The organism is Pseudomonas sp. TE3895 (genome assembly GCF_056278855.1).
On record NZ_JBWBQE010000001.1, the window covers coordinates 4,174,981 to 4,191,031 of the forward strand.

Below are 16,051 nucleotides of genomic sequence, written 5' to 3' on the forward strand. Positions count from 1 at the left end.
GACACATGAGTAACCAGGCCCGCCTGCTGCCCTCGCTGCTCGACCGACTGCTGGACGACCGTCCCTACCAGTCGGCCGAGCCCGCAGCGCAGCGCACCTGCTCGCTGGCCGAGTACAAGGCCAGCATCGTCCGCGACCTCGAAGTACTGGTGAACACCCGCCAGTCCCTGGTCGCCGAAGAGCTCGACGGCTTCAGCCAGCTCGGTGGTTCCATCCTTGAATACGGCATGCCGGACTTCATCAGCCGCAGCGTGCTCGACCCGCACGATCGTCGCCTGATCCAGCAACAGCTGGAGCGGGCGATCAGCACCGGAGACCGGCGCTTTCGCCGGGTCCGTGTTCAGCTGTTGGCCCAGCAGAACGGCCATCGCATGTTGACCTTCCGCGTGGACGCCGTATTGCGTCTGCAGGACATCAGCCGCCAGGTGTCATTCGACGCCGTGCTGCAGGTCAACACCCAGGAATACAAAGTGCAGAACCTCAACTGATGCTCGACGAACTGCTGCCCTACTACGAAAAGGAACTGTCGCACCTGCGCTTTCTCGGCCAGGAGTTTGCCGCGCAGTACCCGAAGATCGCTTCGCGGCTGCTGATCGAAGGCGACAACTGCGAAGACCCGCACACCGAGCGCCTGATCGAGGCGTTCTCGTTCCTGTCTGCGCGGGTGCACAAGAAACTCGATGACGAGTTTCCGGAAATCGTCGAATCCTTCCTCGAGGTGCTGTACCCCCACTACCTGCGCCCTACTCCGTCGATGTCGATTGTCGAACTGAGCCTGGGCAGGCACGAAAAAGTCACCGAAGCCTACCGCGTGGCGCGCCATACCGAGATGCATGCCAATCCCGTGGAAGGCGTGGTGTGCAAGTTCCGCACCTGCTACCCGGTAGAGTTGTGGCCGATTGCCGTGCAGCAGGCCTCGTTCACGGAAATGGAACGCTCGGCCTTCAACGGGCACAGCGCCGACCTGGTCGCTCGTCTGCGCATCCGCCTGGCAGCCACTGGCGATTGCCCTGTTCGGGCAGATGGACATGAACCGCCTGCGGTTCTTCCTCGACGGCGAAGCAACCCTGATGCTGCAGCTGTACGAGCTGCTGTTCAACAACCTGGCCAAGGCCACGCTAAGCTTCGACGACCAGGGCCGCCGCCGCGAAGTGGCGCTGCCGGCCGATGCCCTGAACACCGTGGGCTACGCCCGTGACGAAGGCCTGGTGGACTACTCCGAGCGCTCATTCCTGGGCTACCGCCTGCTGCACGAGTATTTCACCTTCCCCGACAAGTTCATGTTCTTCGACCTCAGTGGATTTGCCCGCATCCTGCAGGGCAAGGCCATCGAGCAGGTAGAGGTCAACTTCTATTTCTCCGACTACGACCTCAGCGAGCGCCTGGCGCGGCTGACCCAGAACATCGGGCGCAACAACTTCAAGCTCAACTGCACGCCGATCATCAACCTGTTCCGCCAGCAGGCCGAGCCGATCAAGCTGACCCACACCCAGCACGAATACCCGGTCACCCCTGACACACGGCTGCACAACGCTGCAGAGGTGGTCTCGATCGACCGGGTACGGCGGGTGCGCAAACTCGGCGGTATCGACCAGGTCGCCACCTGCCAGCCGTTTTTCGAACCCCGGGGCGAGCAAGACCCACACAGCAGCTTCTGGGTTGCGCGCCGGCGAAACCAGGGTGACGCCACTGCCATGAGCATCCGCGTGGTCGACCGCGATCTGGAACTGATCGACGCCAGCAGCGACACCCTCAGTATCGGCCTGACCTGCAGCAACCGCGACGTGCCGCTGATGCTGCCGTTCGGTGGCGAACGGGGCGATTTCACCATTCCCGCCAACTCGGTGATCAAGGATATCCGCTGCCTGCGCAAGCCCACCGCCACGGTGCGTGTGCCCTTGGGCAAGGGCCTGATCTGGCGGTTGATCGCCCACCTGTCGCTGAACCATCTGTCCCTGGTCAGCCAGGGCCGGGAAGTGCTGCTGGAGCTGTTGTCGCTGTACAACTACCGCAATGTCTCCGCCATTCGCAAACAGATCAACGGCATCAAGGCGATCAGCAGCGAACCGGTGGTCGCGCGCATTGGCCACCCGCGGCCAAATTTCGTGCGCGGCGTCGGCATCACCCTGACCCTGGACGAAAGCCAGTTCATCGGCAGCGGCGTGTTTCTGTTCGGCAAAGTGCTGGACCACTTCTTCGGCCAGTACTGCTCGATGAACAGTTTCACCCAGCTGACCCTGCGCACCCAACAACGAGAAAAGAGAGTCGTACAATGGCCAGCACGCACCGGCGATCAGCCCCTGGTCTGATCGATCAGGCCCGAGCCGAGCCGCACCGATTCGAATTCTTCCAATTGGTGCGCCTGCTCCGCCTGCATTACAGCCGCACCGGGCGCATGGACCTGGCAACCCGGCCGCACGAAGACCCGCTGCGTTTTCGTACCCAGCTGTCGCTGGCGTTCCCGGCCAGCGAGGTCAGCGACCTGCACTTCGAGCGCGAAGGCAAGGTGTCGCCGGCCGGCTTGCCGCTGTCGGAAGTGCAGGTCACCTTCATGGGCCTGGTCGGGCCGTCGGGCGTGCTGCCACGCCCGTACACCGAGCTGCTGCTCGAGCGCCACGTGCAGTATCGCGACGATGCCGCCCATGCGTTTCTCGACATCTTCTCGCACCGCATGACCACGTTGTTCTACGAGGCTTGGCAAAAATACAAATTCCACATCGAGCACGAGCGCAATGGCACCTCGGGCTTCGATGGCTACCTGCTCAACCTGGTTGGCCTCGGGCCGCGCGCCCAGAAGCTGAAGTTCGAAGAGCAACCGTCAGCATTGCGTCGTGAGCTGTTCAGCTATTTTGCCGGCCTGCTCAGCCAGAAGCCGCGCAATGCGCTGAACCTTGAACGCATGCTCGGTTTCTATTTCTCGCTGCCGATCAAGGTCCAGCCGTTCGCCGGGCGCTGGCTGCACCTGCAGCCCGAACAATGCACCCAGCTTGGCCGCCGCAATGCCCAGCTCGGCCACAGCGCCGTCGCCGGCAACCGGGTCTGGGACTATCAGTCGTGCATCCGTATCGAGCTGGGCCCGCTGAACCTGGCCGACTACCAGCGCTTCCAGCCGGGCACCGCCTGCTACCGCAAGCTGGTCGAGCTGGTGCGCTTCTATATAGGTGCCGAACTGGATTTCGAAATTGCCCCGCGCCTCAAGCGCGAGGCGGTGCCACGCGCCCAACTGGGCCGCAGCGGCAATGTCGCCCTGGGCTGGCTGGGTTGGCTCAAACGCCCGGGTCGTGACGCGGAGCCTTCGCGTTGCGCCGTTTTCCACATTCCTTACGATGGGGTCGCCTTGTGAACCTGAAGTCTCTGTTCGCCAAGCTCAACGAAACCAGCCGCACGGCCACCGAAAGCGCGGCGGCCCTGTGCCTGTCGGAGCACCACTACGACGTGGAAGTGGAGCACCTGCTGCTGCAGTTGCTCGACAACAACGACAGCGACCTGGCCCCGATCCTGCGCCACTACGAGGTCGTCGCCGAACGCCTGCAGGCGCAGCTGGTCACCGCCCTGGGCACCTTCAAGAAAGGCAATACCCGCACCCCGGCGCTGTCGCCACACATTACCCGCATGATCGAGCAAGCCTGGTTGCTGGCCTCGATCGAATACGGCGTAGGCCAAGTGCGCAGCGCTCACCTGCTGCAGGCTCTGCTCGACGATGCTGAACTGCGTCGCGTGGTGATCGCCTCGGCACCGGAGCTGGAAAAAATCAACGCCGATGACCTGCGCCTGAACCTTGCCGCGCTGGTGGAGGGTAGCGCCGAGTCCAGGCAGGCCAGCCCACTGGCCAGCCCAGCGGCGCCAGTGAGCACGTCGAGCAAGGCCAGCGGCAAGACCCCGGCGCTGGACCAGTACACGGTCAACCTTACCCAAAGTGCCCGCGAAGGCCGCATCGACCCGGTGCTGGGCCGTGAGTTCGAAGTACGGCAGATGGTCGACATCCTCACCCGCCGCCGACAGAACAACCCGATCCTCACGGGCGAAGCCGGGGTCGGCAAAACCGCCGTGGTCGAAGGCCTGGCGCTGCGCATCGCCCAGGGTGACGTGCCGGCGGTGCTCAAGGACGTTGCCCTGCACACCCTCGACCTGGGCCTGTTGCAGGCCGGCGCCGGGGTCAAGGGCGAGTTCGAGAACCGCCTCAAGGCTGTGATCGAAGAGGTCAAGCGCAGCCTGCACCCGATCATCCTGTTCATCGACGAAGCCCACACCCTGATCGGCTCCGGCGGCCAGGCCGGGCAGAACGATGCCGCCAACCTGCTCAAGCCGGCCCTGGCCCGAGGCGAGTTGCGCACCATCGCTGCCACTACCTGGGCCGAATACAAGAAGTACTTCGAGAAGGACGCCGCCCTCGCCCGCCGCTTCCAGGTGGTCAAAGTGGAAGAGCCCGACGAAGACAAGGCCATTCACATGCTGCGCGGCCTGCTCGGCAAGATGCGCGAGCACCACAAGGTGGCGGTGATGGACGAAGCGCTGGTGCAGGCGGTACGCCTGTCCAACCGCTACATCACCGGCCGCCAGCTGCCCGACAAGGCGGTCAGCGTGCTCGACACGGCCTGCGCGCGCATTGCCCTGGCGCAATCTTCGCTGCCCGGCGCACTGGAAGACTGCCGCCGGCAGATCGACAACCTGCAAGCAGAAATCGGCGTGCTCGGCCACGAAGCCGGCAAGGGGCACGACCATGCCCGCCGCCTGGAAGCGCTGCAGGCTGCCCTGCAGGCCGAGCAGCAACAAGAACAGCAACTCAATGCCCAGTGGCAGCAGGAGCTGGAGCTGGTCGAACAGCTCAAGGCGCTGGACGCCGCCAACGATGCCGACGCCCAGCAGCTCAATACCCTGCGTGCCGAGCTGGCGCGCGTGCAAGGCGACCAGCCACTGGTCCATGCGCTGGTCGACAGCGGCGCCATCGCCCAGGTCATCAGCGGCTGGACCGGCATCCCGCTGGGCAAGATGCTGCGTGACGAAATCGATACCGTGCAGCGCCTGCCGGCCCTGCTTGGTGAACGCGTGCTGGGCCAGGACCACGCCCTGCACGAGATCGGCAAGCGCATCAAGATTTCCCGAGCGCGCATGGAAGACCCGAATAAACCGATTGGCGTGTTCCTGCTGCTCGGCCCCAGCGGCGTCGGCAAGACCGAAACCGCCCTGGCCCTGGCCGACACCTTGTACGGCGGCGAGCGCAACCTGATCACCATCAACATGTCCGAGTACCAGGAGGCCCACACCGTGTCGAGCCTCAAGGGCTCGCCACCCGGCTATGTCGGCTACGGCGAAGGCGGCGTGCTGACCGAAGCGGTGCGCCGCAAGCCGTACAGCGTGGTCTTGCTCGACGAGGTGGAAAAAGCCCACCCCGACGTGCTGGAACTGTTCTTCCAGGTGTTCGACAAGGGCGTGCTGGACGATGGCGAAGGCCGCGAGATCAATTTCCGCAACACGGTGATCATCCTCACCTCCAACACCGGCACCGAGCGCATCATGCAGACCTGCCTGAACGCCACCGAGCTGCCGACGCCCGAGGCGATCGTCGAAGACCTGCGCGACCAGCTCAACCATGTGTTCAAGCCGGCCTTCCTCGGTCGCCTGAGCATCGTGCCGTTCTACCCGGTGCAGGACCAGATTCTCGAGCGCATCGTCGCCCTCAAGCTCGAACGCATCGCCAAGCGCTTCGCCCGCAACCACCAGGCCGAGCTCAGCTATGACCAGGCGCTGGTCAAGGCCATCGCCGCCCGCTGCACCGAGGTCGACAGCGGCGCACGCAACATCGACAACATCCTGTCCCAGACCCTGATGCCCGAACTCGCCCAGCGCGTGCTCGAGCGCATGGCCCAGGACGCGCCGATCCAGCACCTTGCGATCGAGCTGGGCAGCGATGGCGATTTCGCCTATCGCCTGGCCTGACCAGTACCCGGAGGTTTTGCCGTCATGCAACACAAGCACATCGTCCTCAAACGCCTGACCGCAGCCGCCTTGCTGGTAGCGCTGGCCGGCTGCGGGGTCACCGACCGTATCGGCAAGCGCATGGAAGACAGCTGGGCGGCCGACATGCTGGCCGACAGCGAAAAGGTCATCCTGACCTCCGACGGCGGCAACCAGCTCAACCCCGACGCCGAGGGCAAGCCGCTGTCGGTGGTGATGCGCGTGTATCAGCTGACCGACCTCGAGCGCTTCGCGGCTACCGATGCCGAGACCCTGTGGGACGCCCCGGAAAAAGCCTTGGGCAACACCCTGGTGGAAACCCGCGAGATCACCCTGCTGCCCGGCATTGGCCAGATCGACCAGTGGCCGCTGGCCAAGAACGCGCGCTACGTCGGCGTGGCGGCGTTCTTCCGCGATGAGCAGGACGCGCGCTGGAAAGTCGCCTTCGACGCCAACTCGCTGCGCAAGGACGGTATCTGGTTCTCCTCCGACGGCCTGCGGGTGCTGGTGGACAACACCGAAATCAGCGCCATGCGGGGCGTAGACGTACTGAACAAACCGCCGACCGCCGACCAGCTGGCCGCTGCGCAGAAGGCCAAGGATGCCGACGCGACCCTCACCGACAAGGTGCAGGACGCGGCCATCGACAAAGCCACCGACGCCGCCAGCCAGTCGGCCAGCAACGCCATGGATTCAACCTTCAATTCTTTAGTGGATAGCGTCAAATGAGCAAGCAGAGCCGGGTGATGTGGTCGGAAGGCATGTTCCTGCTGCCCCAGCACTTCCAGTATCAGGACGAATTCCATCAGCACCAGTTGGCTGAGGCGACCCTGCGCAGCACCCCTTTCCATTGGGGGGTTCAGGCGCTGCAGGTGGACGAGGACGCCCTGGCCAATGGTTCACTGCAGCTCAAGCGCCTGAAGCTGGTGTTCCCCGATGGCAGCCTCTACGACGCGCCGCAGCACGATCCGCTGCCGGCCGCGCGCGACCTCAAGGACCTGCTCAAGGCCAACGACCTGAAGGTGTATGCTGCGCTCAAGCTGCCCGAGCCATTCGGCCTCAACTACGTCGAGGATGGCCACGAACACAAGGCCGCACGGCGTTTCCGCAAGCAGTTCGACACCCTGCCCGACCTTAATGAAGGCGAGCTGGAAAACGAAATCACCAGCTTGCGCCTGAACGTCGTACTGCTGGTCGACGGTGACAGCCTCGACGGTTACAGCCACTGCCCACTGGCCAAGCTGACACGCAACAGCATGGGCGGTTTCAACGTTGACCCACATTTCGTCCACCCCACCTTGCACCTGGGCAGCCACGAGACCATTGCCGGCATCGGCAAGCGCCTGCTCGGCGCCCTGCAGGCCAAGAGCAAGGCGCTTTCCGGCCGACGCCGCGAGCGCGCCGACCAGATCGCCGAGTTCGGCTCCAGCGATGTGACCCTGTTCTGGCTGCTGAACACGGTCAACCGTGCCCACCCGCAGCTGGCGCATCTACTGGCCCACCCGCGCCTGCACCCGGAGCGCCTGTACCTGTTCCTGGCGGACCTTGCCGGCGGCCTGCTGACCTTCACCCTGGACACCCAGCTCAGCGACATCCCCGAGTACGACCACCACGACCCGGCCGCGTCGCTGGTCAAGCTCGACGAAATGATCCGGGTGATGCTCGACAACGTTGTGCCCAACCAGTGCATTGTCATCAACCTGACCCAGACCAAGCCATCGCACTGGCAAGGCCAACTGCACGACCCGCGCCTGGCCGAAGCCGACTTCTATATCGCCGTGCACGCCGACATGCCCGGCGCCAGCCTGCTGGAGCTGGTGCCCCGTGCCTTCAAGGTCGGTTCGCCGGAAGACATTGAAGTGGTGGTCAACAGCGCCATGCCGGGTGTCACCCTCAATCATGCCGCGCGGCTGCCGAACGCGATTCCGGTGCGCCTGGACAACCAGTACTTCGCCATCGAGCCACACGGCACTGTGTATGAGCGAATGATCAGCGCCCAGGCCATCTGCTTCTATGCGCCCAGCGCCTTTACCAACCTCAAGCTTGAACTGATGGCGGTGCTCAAATGACCGAAGCCGTACTGCAACAGGGCGCCGTCCCGGCCGCCAGCGACAAACCGACGCTCAAGGACCTGGTCCAGGACTTCATCAGCATGGCGTTGATCGTACGTCGCGGCCGCCAGGTCACCTCGGTGCAGGCCTTCGAAGGTAGCGTCGAACGCTTCTTCGCCAACCTGGAACGTGATGCCCGTGCCGCCAACTACAGCGTCGAGCAGGTCAAGGACACCCAATACGCGTTGTGCGCCTTCCTCGACGAAAGCGTACTGCGCTCGGACGACAACGCGCTGCGTCGGCACTTTGAACTGCAGCCGTTGCAGTTCCGCTATTTCGGCGTGCACCTGGCCGGCGAAGGGTTCTTCGAGAAGGTCGATGCGCTGCGCGCCGACGTCAAGCAGAACATCGACGTGCTCGAGGTCTACCACCTGTGCCTGGCACTGGGCTTCGAGGGCAAGTTCAGCCTCGGCCAGAAGGACCAGCTGCGTTACCTGGCCAATACCCTGGGCCAGGATATCGCCCGCTACCGCAAAGCGCCCAAAGCCCTGTCACCGGACTGGGCACTGCCCGACCAGGTGTCGCAGATGCTGCGCCATGAAGTACCGCTGTGGGTGTATCTGGCGCTGATCGCGTTGGTCTGCGTCGCCGTGTACCTGACGCTGGACTGGTTGCTGGACAAGGACGTCGCCGCCCTGTCCGAACAAATCCGCCAGCTGTTCAGTGCCTGAGCACATGCCCGGTAGCCGAGTCAGGAAGACATGAAAACATTACTGCGTCTGTTGAAAAGTTTCTGGGTGCTGCTGCCATTGCTGTGGCTGGCTAGCCTGTTGATTTGCTGGCTGGCCGCGCCGCTGGTGCCGTGGCTGCGTCATCACGTGCCTGAAGCGCTGGCAATCATCAGTGCCTGCTTCCTGCTGGTAATCGTGCTGCGCCAATACCAGCGCATTCGTGCCGAACACAACCTGGAGAACCTGCTGCAGATCGAGGTCGACCGCTCGTGGAATGCCACTGGCGAGTTCCGTGACCAGCAGGTGCTGCGTGAGCGCCTGAAGCACGCCATCGCCATGCTGCGCACCGACCGCTCCGCGGGTGGCGGCGGCAAGGCGGCGCTGTCCGACCTGCCCTGGTACCTGGTGGTCGGCATGTCGGCGGCCGGCAAGACCTCGCTGCTGACCCATTCCGGCCTGTCGGCCAGCATCGCTACGGCCAACGACAGTGAAAGCGGTACCCAGCACTGCGACTGGTACTTCAGCCCCGACGCCGTGATGATCGACACCGCCGGGCGCTACCTGCGCGACGACCAGTCGGCCAGCGAGTTCTCGGCCTTTCTGCGCATGCTGCGTAAGCAGCGCGGCAAAGCGGCGATCAATGGCCTGGTCCTGGTGGTCAGCCTGCCCGAACTGCTGGCAGCCAACAGCGATGAGCGCAATGCCCTCGCGGCCCAGCTGGTGGCCCGGGTGGAAGAATACGCCGAATGCCTCGATGCCAACCCGCCGGTTTACCTGATGCTGAGCAAGACCGACCAGTTGCCGGGCTTCAGCCAGGCTTTCGACGGCCTCGACCTGCACGAACGCCAGCAGCCGCTGGGCATGACCTTTGGCCTTTCGGAAATACGCACCCACGGCCTGCACGCCGTGCTGCAGACGCGCCTGAAGAAGCTGCAAGCTCATATTCGCCAGCACGTCGACGCGCAGATGATCGCCCTCGGTGCCGAAGCCGACAGCACCCTGCTGAATTTCCCGCAGTACTTCGCCGCCCTCAGCGGTGTGCTCGAGCAATTCCTCGAACACTTCACCCGCGGCCATCGCGGCGGTGCCCCGCTGCTGCTGCGTGGCCTGTATTTCACCAGTGCACTGCAGAACGGGCAGCAACTGGGGCAGGTCTATGAAGACGTCATCGCCGACGAATTCGCCCTGCAGGCCGCCTACGATGAGCAGGCCGGGCACGTCGGCAAGGCCCTGGGCAACCGCAGCTACTTCATCACCGACACTTTCCGCCAGGTGATCTTCCCCGACCGCGACCTGATCCTTTACCAGTCGCGCCTGGGCCGCCAGGCTGCGTTCAGCCCGCTGCTACTGGGCCTGGCCGCCGCCACCGGGTTGCTGTTCATCGGTTGGCAAGCGCTGTCGTTCGCCAATAACCGCCAGTGGCTGGACAGCCTGCGCGGGCAGCTGGCGCACATCGAGCAGGCAGCAGACCGCGAGCAGCAGTTGGCCGCAGGCAAGGGCCTGGAAGTGCTGCGTGAGCAGATGGCCAACGTCGAGGCCCATCGCCTGCAGGGAATGCCCTTGCAGCTGGGTGGCGGCCTGTACCAGGGCGAGGCGATTCACCAGGTGACCCGCAGCGCCTACCTGGCGCAGCTGCGCAGCCAGGCGCTGGAACCGATCGCACGCAGCCTGCAAGTGCAGATGCGGGCGTTCAACACCTTCGCCAACGGTATCAACCAGGAGCTGGAATTCACCCCGGCCCCGCTGCCGAAGAAACGCAATGGCAAGCCGCTGGCCCCTGCCGTTGCAGCCAGGGCCAAGGCCGCGCTGGGCAACACCCGCGCTGGCGCCTATGCCGCCAAGGTCAACCTGGCCACTGCCAGCGATGGCGCCGAGCTGTCCGCCGCCACCGGTGGGCTGTCACTGTCCGAAGAAATGCTCGGGCGCCTGGACGAGCAGCAGGTGGCCTCGATCATCGAGGCCTACAACACCCTCAAGCTGTACCTGTTGCTGACCGAGCCCCAGGCCCATCCAGACCCGGACTTCGTCGCTGCCAGCCTGCCCCAGGCCTGGGCCAGCGCCGCCGCCGAAGGCACCCCGGCCGACGCTGGCGTGATCGCGGAAAATGCCCCGCTGTACGTGCAGTTGCTGGAGCAGGGCCAAGCGCCGTCGTTGCCGCGCAACGAACAGCTGATCAACGAAACCCGGCAGAACCTCAAGTCGTTCATGATCTCCAGTTCGCTGGTCGATCGCGAATACCTGCGCCTGCAGCTCGAGTCGAGCCGGCAGTTCCCGGCGCTGAGCCTCAACGACCTGGTCCCGCAACCAGGCCGCGCGCTGCTGTACGGAACCGCGGGTGTGCCGGCGATCTACACCCGCCAGGGCTGGGACACCTTCGTCAAGCCCGAGCTGATCAAGCTGGTGTCGGGCAATCTGCGCAACGAGTCGGACTGGGTGCTGGACGGCGAAGGCGGCGATGCCATCGTGCAGAAGGCCAACTTCGTGCGCGAGTTCATGACCCGCTACAAGCGCGACTACACCCAAGCCTGGTACAAGATGGTCAGCAGCGTTGGCGTGCGCCACTTCGCCGACCTGGCCTCGGCGACCCGGGAACTGGGGCTGTTGAGCGACGTGCAGAACTCGCCAGTGAAGAACCTGCTGCAGGCGGTCAACGACAATACCCAGTGGGACCTGCCGGTCAAGCAGGCCATCCCGGCCCCAGGCACCAGCCGCGATGACGGTTTCTGGAGCAAGGTCACCGGTCTGTTCGACGCCAACGACACCCTGCCTGCCAACGTCGCCCCGGCCCTGCCGGCGGTGGACGACGGTAGCCTGGCCAAGCGCTTCGAGCCGGTGGCGCGGGTGTTCGCCGAAAACAACGCCGAAGGCGCCGACAGCACCATCATGGACCGCTACCTGGCCGCCTTGCGCAAACTCAAGGTGCGCATGAACAACATCCAGCGCTCGCAGGATGTGGGCAAGAGCAGCAAACAGTTGATCAGCGAGACCCTGGAAGGCCAGCCGAGCGAGATCACCACCGTGCGCAACTACGTGGAAAGCAGCGTCGACACCAGCCAGGATGGCCTGTCGCGCTCGCTGCAGGGGCTGTTCAGCCTGCCCATCCAGTATGCCTGGGCGACCCTGCGCGACCCGGCCGGCGAGCAGATCGCCAAGGCCTGGGCGCAGCAGATCGCGAAGCCCTGGGAGCAGGTCATGGCACACCGTTACCCGATTGCCGGCAGCAGCCGCAACGAGGCTTCGGTGAAAGACCTGCAACGCTTCGTGGATCCGGACAGCGGCCTGCTGCCGGCCTTCAAGCGCAACGAAATCGGCAACCTGGCCGGTGGTGAAGGTCTGGGCGTGGGCGATGGCAAGGGGCCGGCGCTGGTCAACCCTGGCATGCTCAACAGCATCGACAAGGCCAGCTCCGTGGGCCAGGTGATCGCCAGCCTGTCGGACCGTGACAACGGCTTCGAAATCATGCTGGAACCTTCGGCCAACTTCACCGACATCGTCTTCACCCTCGATGGCCAGGAGCAGCACTACCGCAACGGCCGCAGCAGCTGGAACCGCTTCGCCTGGCCGGGCACCAGCAACGCGCCGGGCGCGCGCCTGGACGTCGTCACCCTGAGCGGCACACGGGTCACCGTGTTCGACTTCCCAGGGCGGTGGGGCCTGCTGCGCATGAACGAGAGCGCTCGGGTCGACGACCTGGACGGCATTCAGCAACGCTTCAGCTGGAACACCGCCAGTGGCCGCGTAAGCCTTGTCGTGCGCAACTTCGGTGGGGTCAAGCTGACCGATCTGGGTGACGTCAAGGCCCTGAGCGCCCTCAACAGCAGGGGCGCGCAATGATCGGTTGCTTCGGCAAGCTGCCGTCGAGCGCAGATTTCGTCAGCCTGCATGGGGCGGCGGAAGAGGTCTGCGAGTTCGACGCCTGGTTGCAGTCATCGCTGGCAGCCATGCGCTACCGCGATGACTGGCAGGCGTTGTTCGACGCGCTGCCGATGTGTTTTTTCACCTACCGCGCACGCAACGGCAACTGGCTACTGGGTGGCCTGCTCAGCTCGCGCGATGCCAGCCAGCGGCGCTACCCGTTCTTCATCTTCCAGCTGCTAAAGGGCGATGACAGTACTGGGCTGGTCAACCCGTTCACGCTTGGCGAGCTGTTCAGCGCGCAGATCAAGCCGATGCTGCACCAGGCCGTGCAAGGCGCCGACTGCACCCGCCTGTTCGAACGGATCAAGGCCTTACGCCCGCTGCAGGGCCAGGACCTGGACCTTTTCCGCCGGGGGTGCACGCCAAGTTCCTGCATGATTTCAGCTTCGCGGATGTGGCCCGTGCCCTTCATGGATCCTGGCCAGGTTTCGACAGTGCCACTGCCCTCGCCCACCTGCAGCTCGGCCGTGCCTCGCTGCAGGGTGACTTTGCAGGCGGCATCGAATTGCCGTTGCCGGCCGAACGTGGCCTTAAAAACCCCACTGCCGACCTGTGGCTGACCTGGCTGGCCCGCATGAGCGAACACCGAGCGCTGCCGGCAGTGAGCCTGTTGGCCGACGATTTCATGCACCCGCAGCTGTACTGCTTCCCGGCGCGCCACGCCAGCTGTGCCTACCGCCTGCTCAGTGGCTGTGCCGACCCGCGCCAGCACCTGGAGTTGCTCAGCCCGCTGACAACGGTGCCACGGCTGCACGATTACGACCGCCCCCTTGAACATGTCATCGACCAGTTCGTCGATGCACTGGATGCGACACCTGTATGAACAAGCTCAAGTACTACTGCCTGCGCTACCAACCCTACCTGCTGGGCGTGGCATTCTTCCTGGCGATCTTCCTGGTCTGGGCCATCGGCCGAGCCTTCGGCTTCGCCTCGCTGCACAGCCTGCTGGCCGGGATCGGCGTGTTTCTGCTGCTGTCGGCGGGCTATGTACTGCTGCTGTACCGCGGCGTGGGTCAGCACCACAACCTTGAAGGCCTGCTGCGCGACGACGCCGACCAGGCCGTACTCAGTGCAGCCCCGGCCGACCGGGAAGAAGTCAGCCTGTTGCGCGAGCGCCTGCTGCAGGGCATCGAGCGCCTGCACAGCAACAAGCCGCGCGGTACTTCGAACAAGGATGCCCTGTATGCCCTGCCCTGGTACCTGGTCATTGGTCAGCCTGCCGCCGGCAAGAGCACGATGATCCTGCAGTCGGGCCTGAACTTCCCTTATGCCGAGCGCGAAGGCGTGCGGGTCGCGGGCCTGGGCGGCACGCGCAACTGCGACTGGTTCTTCAGTTCTGAAGCGGTACTGCTGGACACTGCCGGGCGCTACATGAACAGCCCCGAGGAAGCCGGCAAGTGGCGCGGCTTTTTGCAACTGCTGCGCCAGCACCGCCAGCGCCGCCCCCTTAACGGCTTGATCGTCAGCGTCAGCATCGCCGATATCCTGCATGGCTCGGTCGAAGACCAGGAGCGCGTGGCCAAGCGCCTGCGCGAACGCATTCAGGAAAGCTGCGCGCTGCTGGAAGTGCGTCTGCCAATCTACCTGGTTTTCACCAAGTGCGACCTGATCCCTGGTTTCACCGCGTTCTATCGCCAACTGGACGACGCGGCTCGTGGTGAAGTGATGGGTAAAACCTTCTCTCACAAGGGTTACGAGCAAGCCGACTGGGGCCAGCGCTTCAGCAATGCGATGGACGAGCTCACCCGTTACTGGGGGCAGATGGCGAGCCAGCAGCTGGTGCAGCAGGATATCCAAGTCACTCGGCAGAACAACGCTGCCTACCGCTTCCCGCTGGAGCTGGCCGCGCTCAAGCCGCGCCTGCATCAGTTCGTCGACAGCCTGCTGCGTGCCAACCCTTACCAGAATGCCGAAATGCTGCGCGGTTTCTATTTCACCGCGGCGCTGCAGGCCGACGAGGCTCAGTGGGGCTGCCACGGCCAGCATGTGGCCGAACGCTTCGCGCTCGAACACGCAGAAGGAACGGGCACTGCCGGCAGCCAGCCGGCGCCGCTGTTCATCAACAGCCTGTTCCGCAAAGTGATCATTCCCGACCAGCATTTGGTGGCGCTGTACACCAGCAACCACCGTGAACGCCGGCGCAAGGCCGGGTGGGTGGGCGCTGCCGGCCTGGCGGCACTGGTGTTGTGCAGCCTGTGGGGCTGGTCGTACCTGAACAACCGCGCCACCCTGGCCAGCATTGCCGGCGAACTGGCCCAGGCCAAGGCCGACGACCAGGCGGCCAGCGGCCAGTACACCGCCTGGCGAAGCCTCGACCGCTTGCGCTTCTGGGCTGCTCACTACCATGAGCAACACCACGCAAAGGGCGTGCCCCTCGGCATGCGCCTGGGCCTGTACCAGGGCCATGAGGTCGAGCCGCTGCTGCGCAACCGCTACTTCGCCATGTTGCAGAACGTGATGCTAAAGCCCACGGCCGATAATCTGACCCGTACCCTGTACCTGCTGACCACGCTCAAGGTCTACCAGCGCAACACCCGTGAGCTGCAGCCAGTGAGCGGCATTGACAGCGTAGAGGCCGAGGCGCTGCCCCATGACAACCGCGCCCAGTCGATCGCCAATTTCGGAAAGGCGGCCCTGGACACTTACGTGATGCTTTCTCCGGGCCAGCGCGAGCATGCCGACCCGGCGTTTCTCAAGGCGCACCTGCCGGACTACTGGTACCCGGCCATCGCCCGCCATACCGGTAAGAGCATGGCCGCCGCTGGCAGCGAGGCCGGTGGCAACCAGGACTACCTGTATGCCAGCCGCCAGATCACGTTCTACAGCGACCAGATTCGAGAGCCAGATGTACCGCGCATCCTCGACAACGCCTTCCTGATGTCCAGTTCGCGCAACTACATCGACAGCCTGCGGGCCCAGTCACTGCGTGCGATCGAGACCATCACGCTGGAATCCGACACCCTGTTCGCCTTCGGCCGCGCCGATTTCCAGAGCCTGAAAAACGAAGGCCAGCATCAGCTGAGCGCAATTGCCAGCAAGCTGCTGAATACCCCGAATATCGGCAAGATCATCATCTCGGGGCACGCCGACCAACTGGGTGACAGCCAGGGCAACCTGCAGGTTTCGAAACAACGGGCGCAAACCATCCGCACCTATCTGGTTGGCAAGGGCGTACCTGCCGAGCTGGTGGTCGCGCAGGGCGAAGGCAGCCGCAAGCCATTGGTCAACTGCGACATGCAACAACCGCGAACGCAGTTGATCAAGTGCCTGGAGCCCAACCGCCGGGTGGAAATCGAAGTGCGTGGGCTTAACTGAGCCACGCCGCAATAACCGGTCGCCGGGGCCTCACAGGATGAGGCCCGGGCGGCGGCAAGCTACCTCTGCCGGCACGCCCGG

The 16,051-nt window shown here is 64.4% G+C and carries 8 protein-coding genes and 2 pseudogenes; all 10 read left to right on the forward strand.

Annotated elements, in window-relative coordinates; translation table 11 throughout:
* Window positions 1-5: 5 nt before the first annotated feature.
* Window positions 6-488, forward strand: a complete 483-nt coding sequence (gene tssE / locus ACZ889_RS18770) for a type VI secretion system baseplate subunit TssE (RefSeq protein WP_003248355.1) — start codon at window positions 6-8, stop codon at window positions 486-488.
* Window positions 488-2,309: pseudogene (gene tssF, locus ACZ889_RS18775) on the forward strand (type VI secretion system baseplate subunit TssF). Before tssE ends, tssF begins: the two are co-directional and overlap by 1 nt.
* Window positions 2,273-3,343: a type VI secretion system baseplate subunit TssG gene (tssG, locus tag ACZ889_RS18780; RefSeq protein ID WP_012052411.1), complete on the forward strand. Its 1,071-nt coding sequence runs from the start codon at window positions 2,273-2,275 to the stop codon at window positions 3,341-3,343. Before tssF ends, tssG begins: the two are co-directional and overlap by 37 nt.
* The gene (tssH, locus tag ACZ889_RS18785) at window positions 3,340-5,937 is read left to right on the forward strand and encodes a type VI secretion system ATPase TssH (RefSeq protein WP_012052412.1); all 2,598 of its coding nucleotides are present in this window, start codon (window positions 3,340-3,342) and stop codon (window positions 5,935-5,937) included. Before tssG ends, tssH begins: the two co-directional genes overlap by 4 nt.
* A 24-nt stretch (window positions 5,938-5,961) precedes the next feature.
* Entirely contained in the window at window positions 5,962-6,684 is a 723-nt protein-coding gene (gene tssJ, locus ACZ889_RS18790; protein WP_014860349.1) for a type VI secretion system lipoprotein TssJ, read from the forward strand.
* Window positions 6,681-8,024: a type VI secretion system baseplate subunit TssK gene (gene tssK, locus ACZ889_RS18795; protein WP_003248343.1), complete on the forward strand. Its 1,344-nt coding sequence runs from the start codon at window positions 6,681-6,683 to the stop codon at window positions 8,022-8,024. The genes tssJ and tssK overlap by 4 nt, the downstream gene beginning before the upstream one ends.
* Complete coding sequence (icmH, locus tag ACZ889_RS18800; protein WP_004576640.1) at window positions 8,021-8,737, forward strand: type IVB secretion system protein IcmH/DotU; 717 nt, start codon at window positions 8,021-8,023, stop codon at window positions 8,735-8,737. Before tssK ends, icmH begins: the two co-directional genes overlap by 4 nt.
* 30 nt (window positions 8,738-8,767) lie before the next feature.
* The gene (locus ACZ889_RS18805; RefSeq protein WP_476257678.1) at window positions 8,768-12,571 is read left to right on the forward strand and encodes a type VI secretion protein IcmF/TssM N-terminal domain-containing protein; all 3,804 of its coding nucleotides are present in this window, start codon (window positions 8,768-8,770) and stop codon (window positions 12,569-12,571) included.
* Window positions 12,568-13,478 (forward strand): annotated as a pseudogene (gene tagF, locus ACZ889_RS18810) (type VI secretion system-associated protein TagF). The gene ACZ889_RS18805 and the pseudogene tagF overlap by 4 nt, the downstream one beginning before the upstream one ends.
* Window positions 13,475-15,970 (forward strand): type VI secretion system membrane subunit TssM, encoded by a 2,496-nt coding sequence (tssM, locus tag ACZ889_RS18815; RefSeq protein WP_003248336.1) that lies wholly within the window; start codon window positions 13,475-13,477, stop codon window positions 15,968-15,970. Before tagF ends, tssM begins: the two are co-directional and overlap by 4 nt.
* The last annotated feature ends 81 nt before the right edge of the window (window positions 15,971-16,051 follow it).

Bases quoted from the DNA above. Each gene is read 5' to 3' on its own strand.
- tssE (WP_003248355.1), top strand. From the start codon at position 6: ATGAGTAACCAGGCCCGCCTGCTGCCCTCGCTGCTCGACCGACTGCTG.
- tssG (WP_012052411.1), top strand. From the start codon at position 2,273: ATGGCCAGCACGCACCGGCGATCAGCCCCTGGTCTGATCGATCAGGCC.
- tssJ (WP_014860349.1), top strand. From the start codon at position 5,962: ATGCAACACAAGCACATCGTCCTCAAACGCCTGACCGCAGCCGCCTTG.
- icmH (WP_004576640.1), top strand. From the start codon at position 8,021: ATGACCGAAGCCGTACTGCAACAGGGCGCCGTCCCGGCCGCCAGCGAC.
- ACZ889_RS18805 (WP_476257678.1), top strand. From the start codon at position 8,768: ATGAAAACATTACTGCGTCTGTTGAAAAGTTTCTGGGTGCTGCTGCCA.
- tssM (WP_003248336.1), top strand. From the start codon at position 13,475: ATGAACAAGCTCAAGTACTACTGCCTGCGCTACCAACCCTACCTGCTG.
- tssK (WP_003248343.1), top strand. From the start codon at position 6,681: ATGAGCAAGCAGAGCCGGGTGATGTGGTCGGAAGGCATGTTCCTGCTG.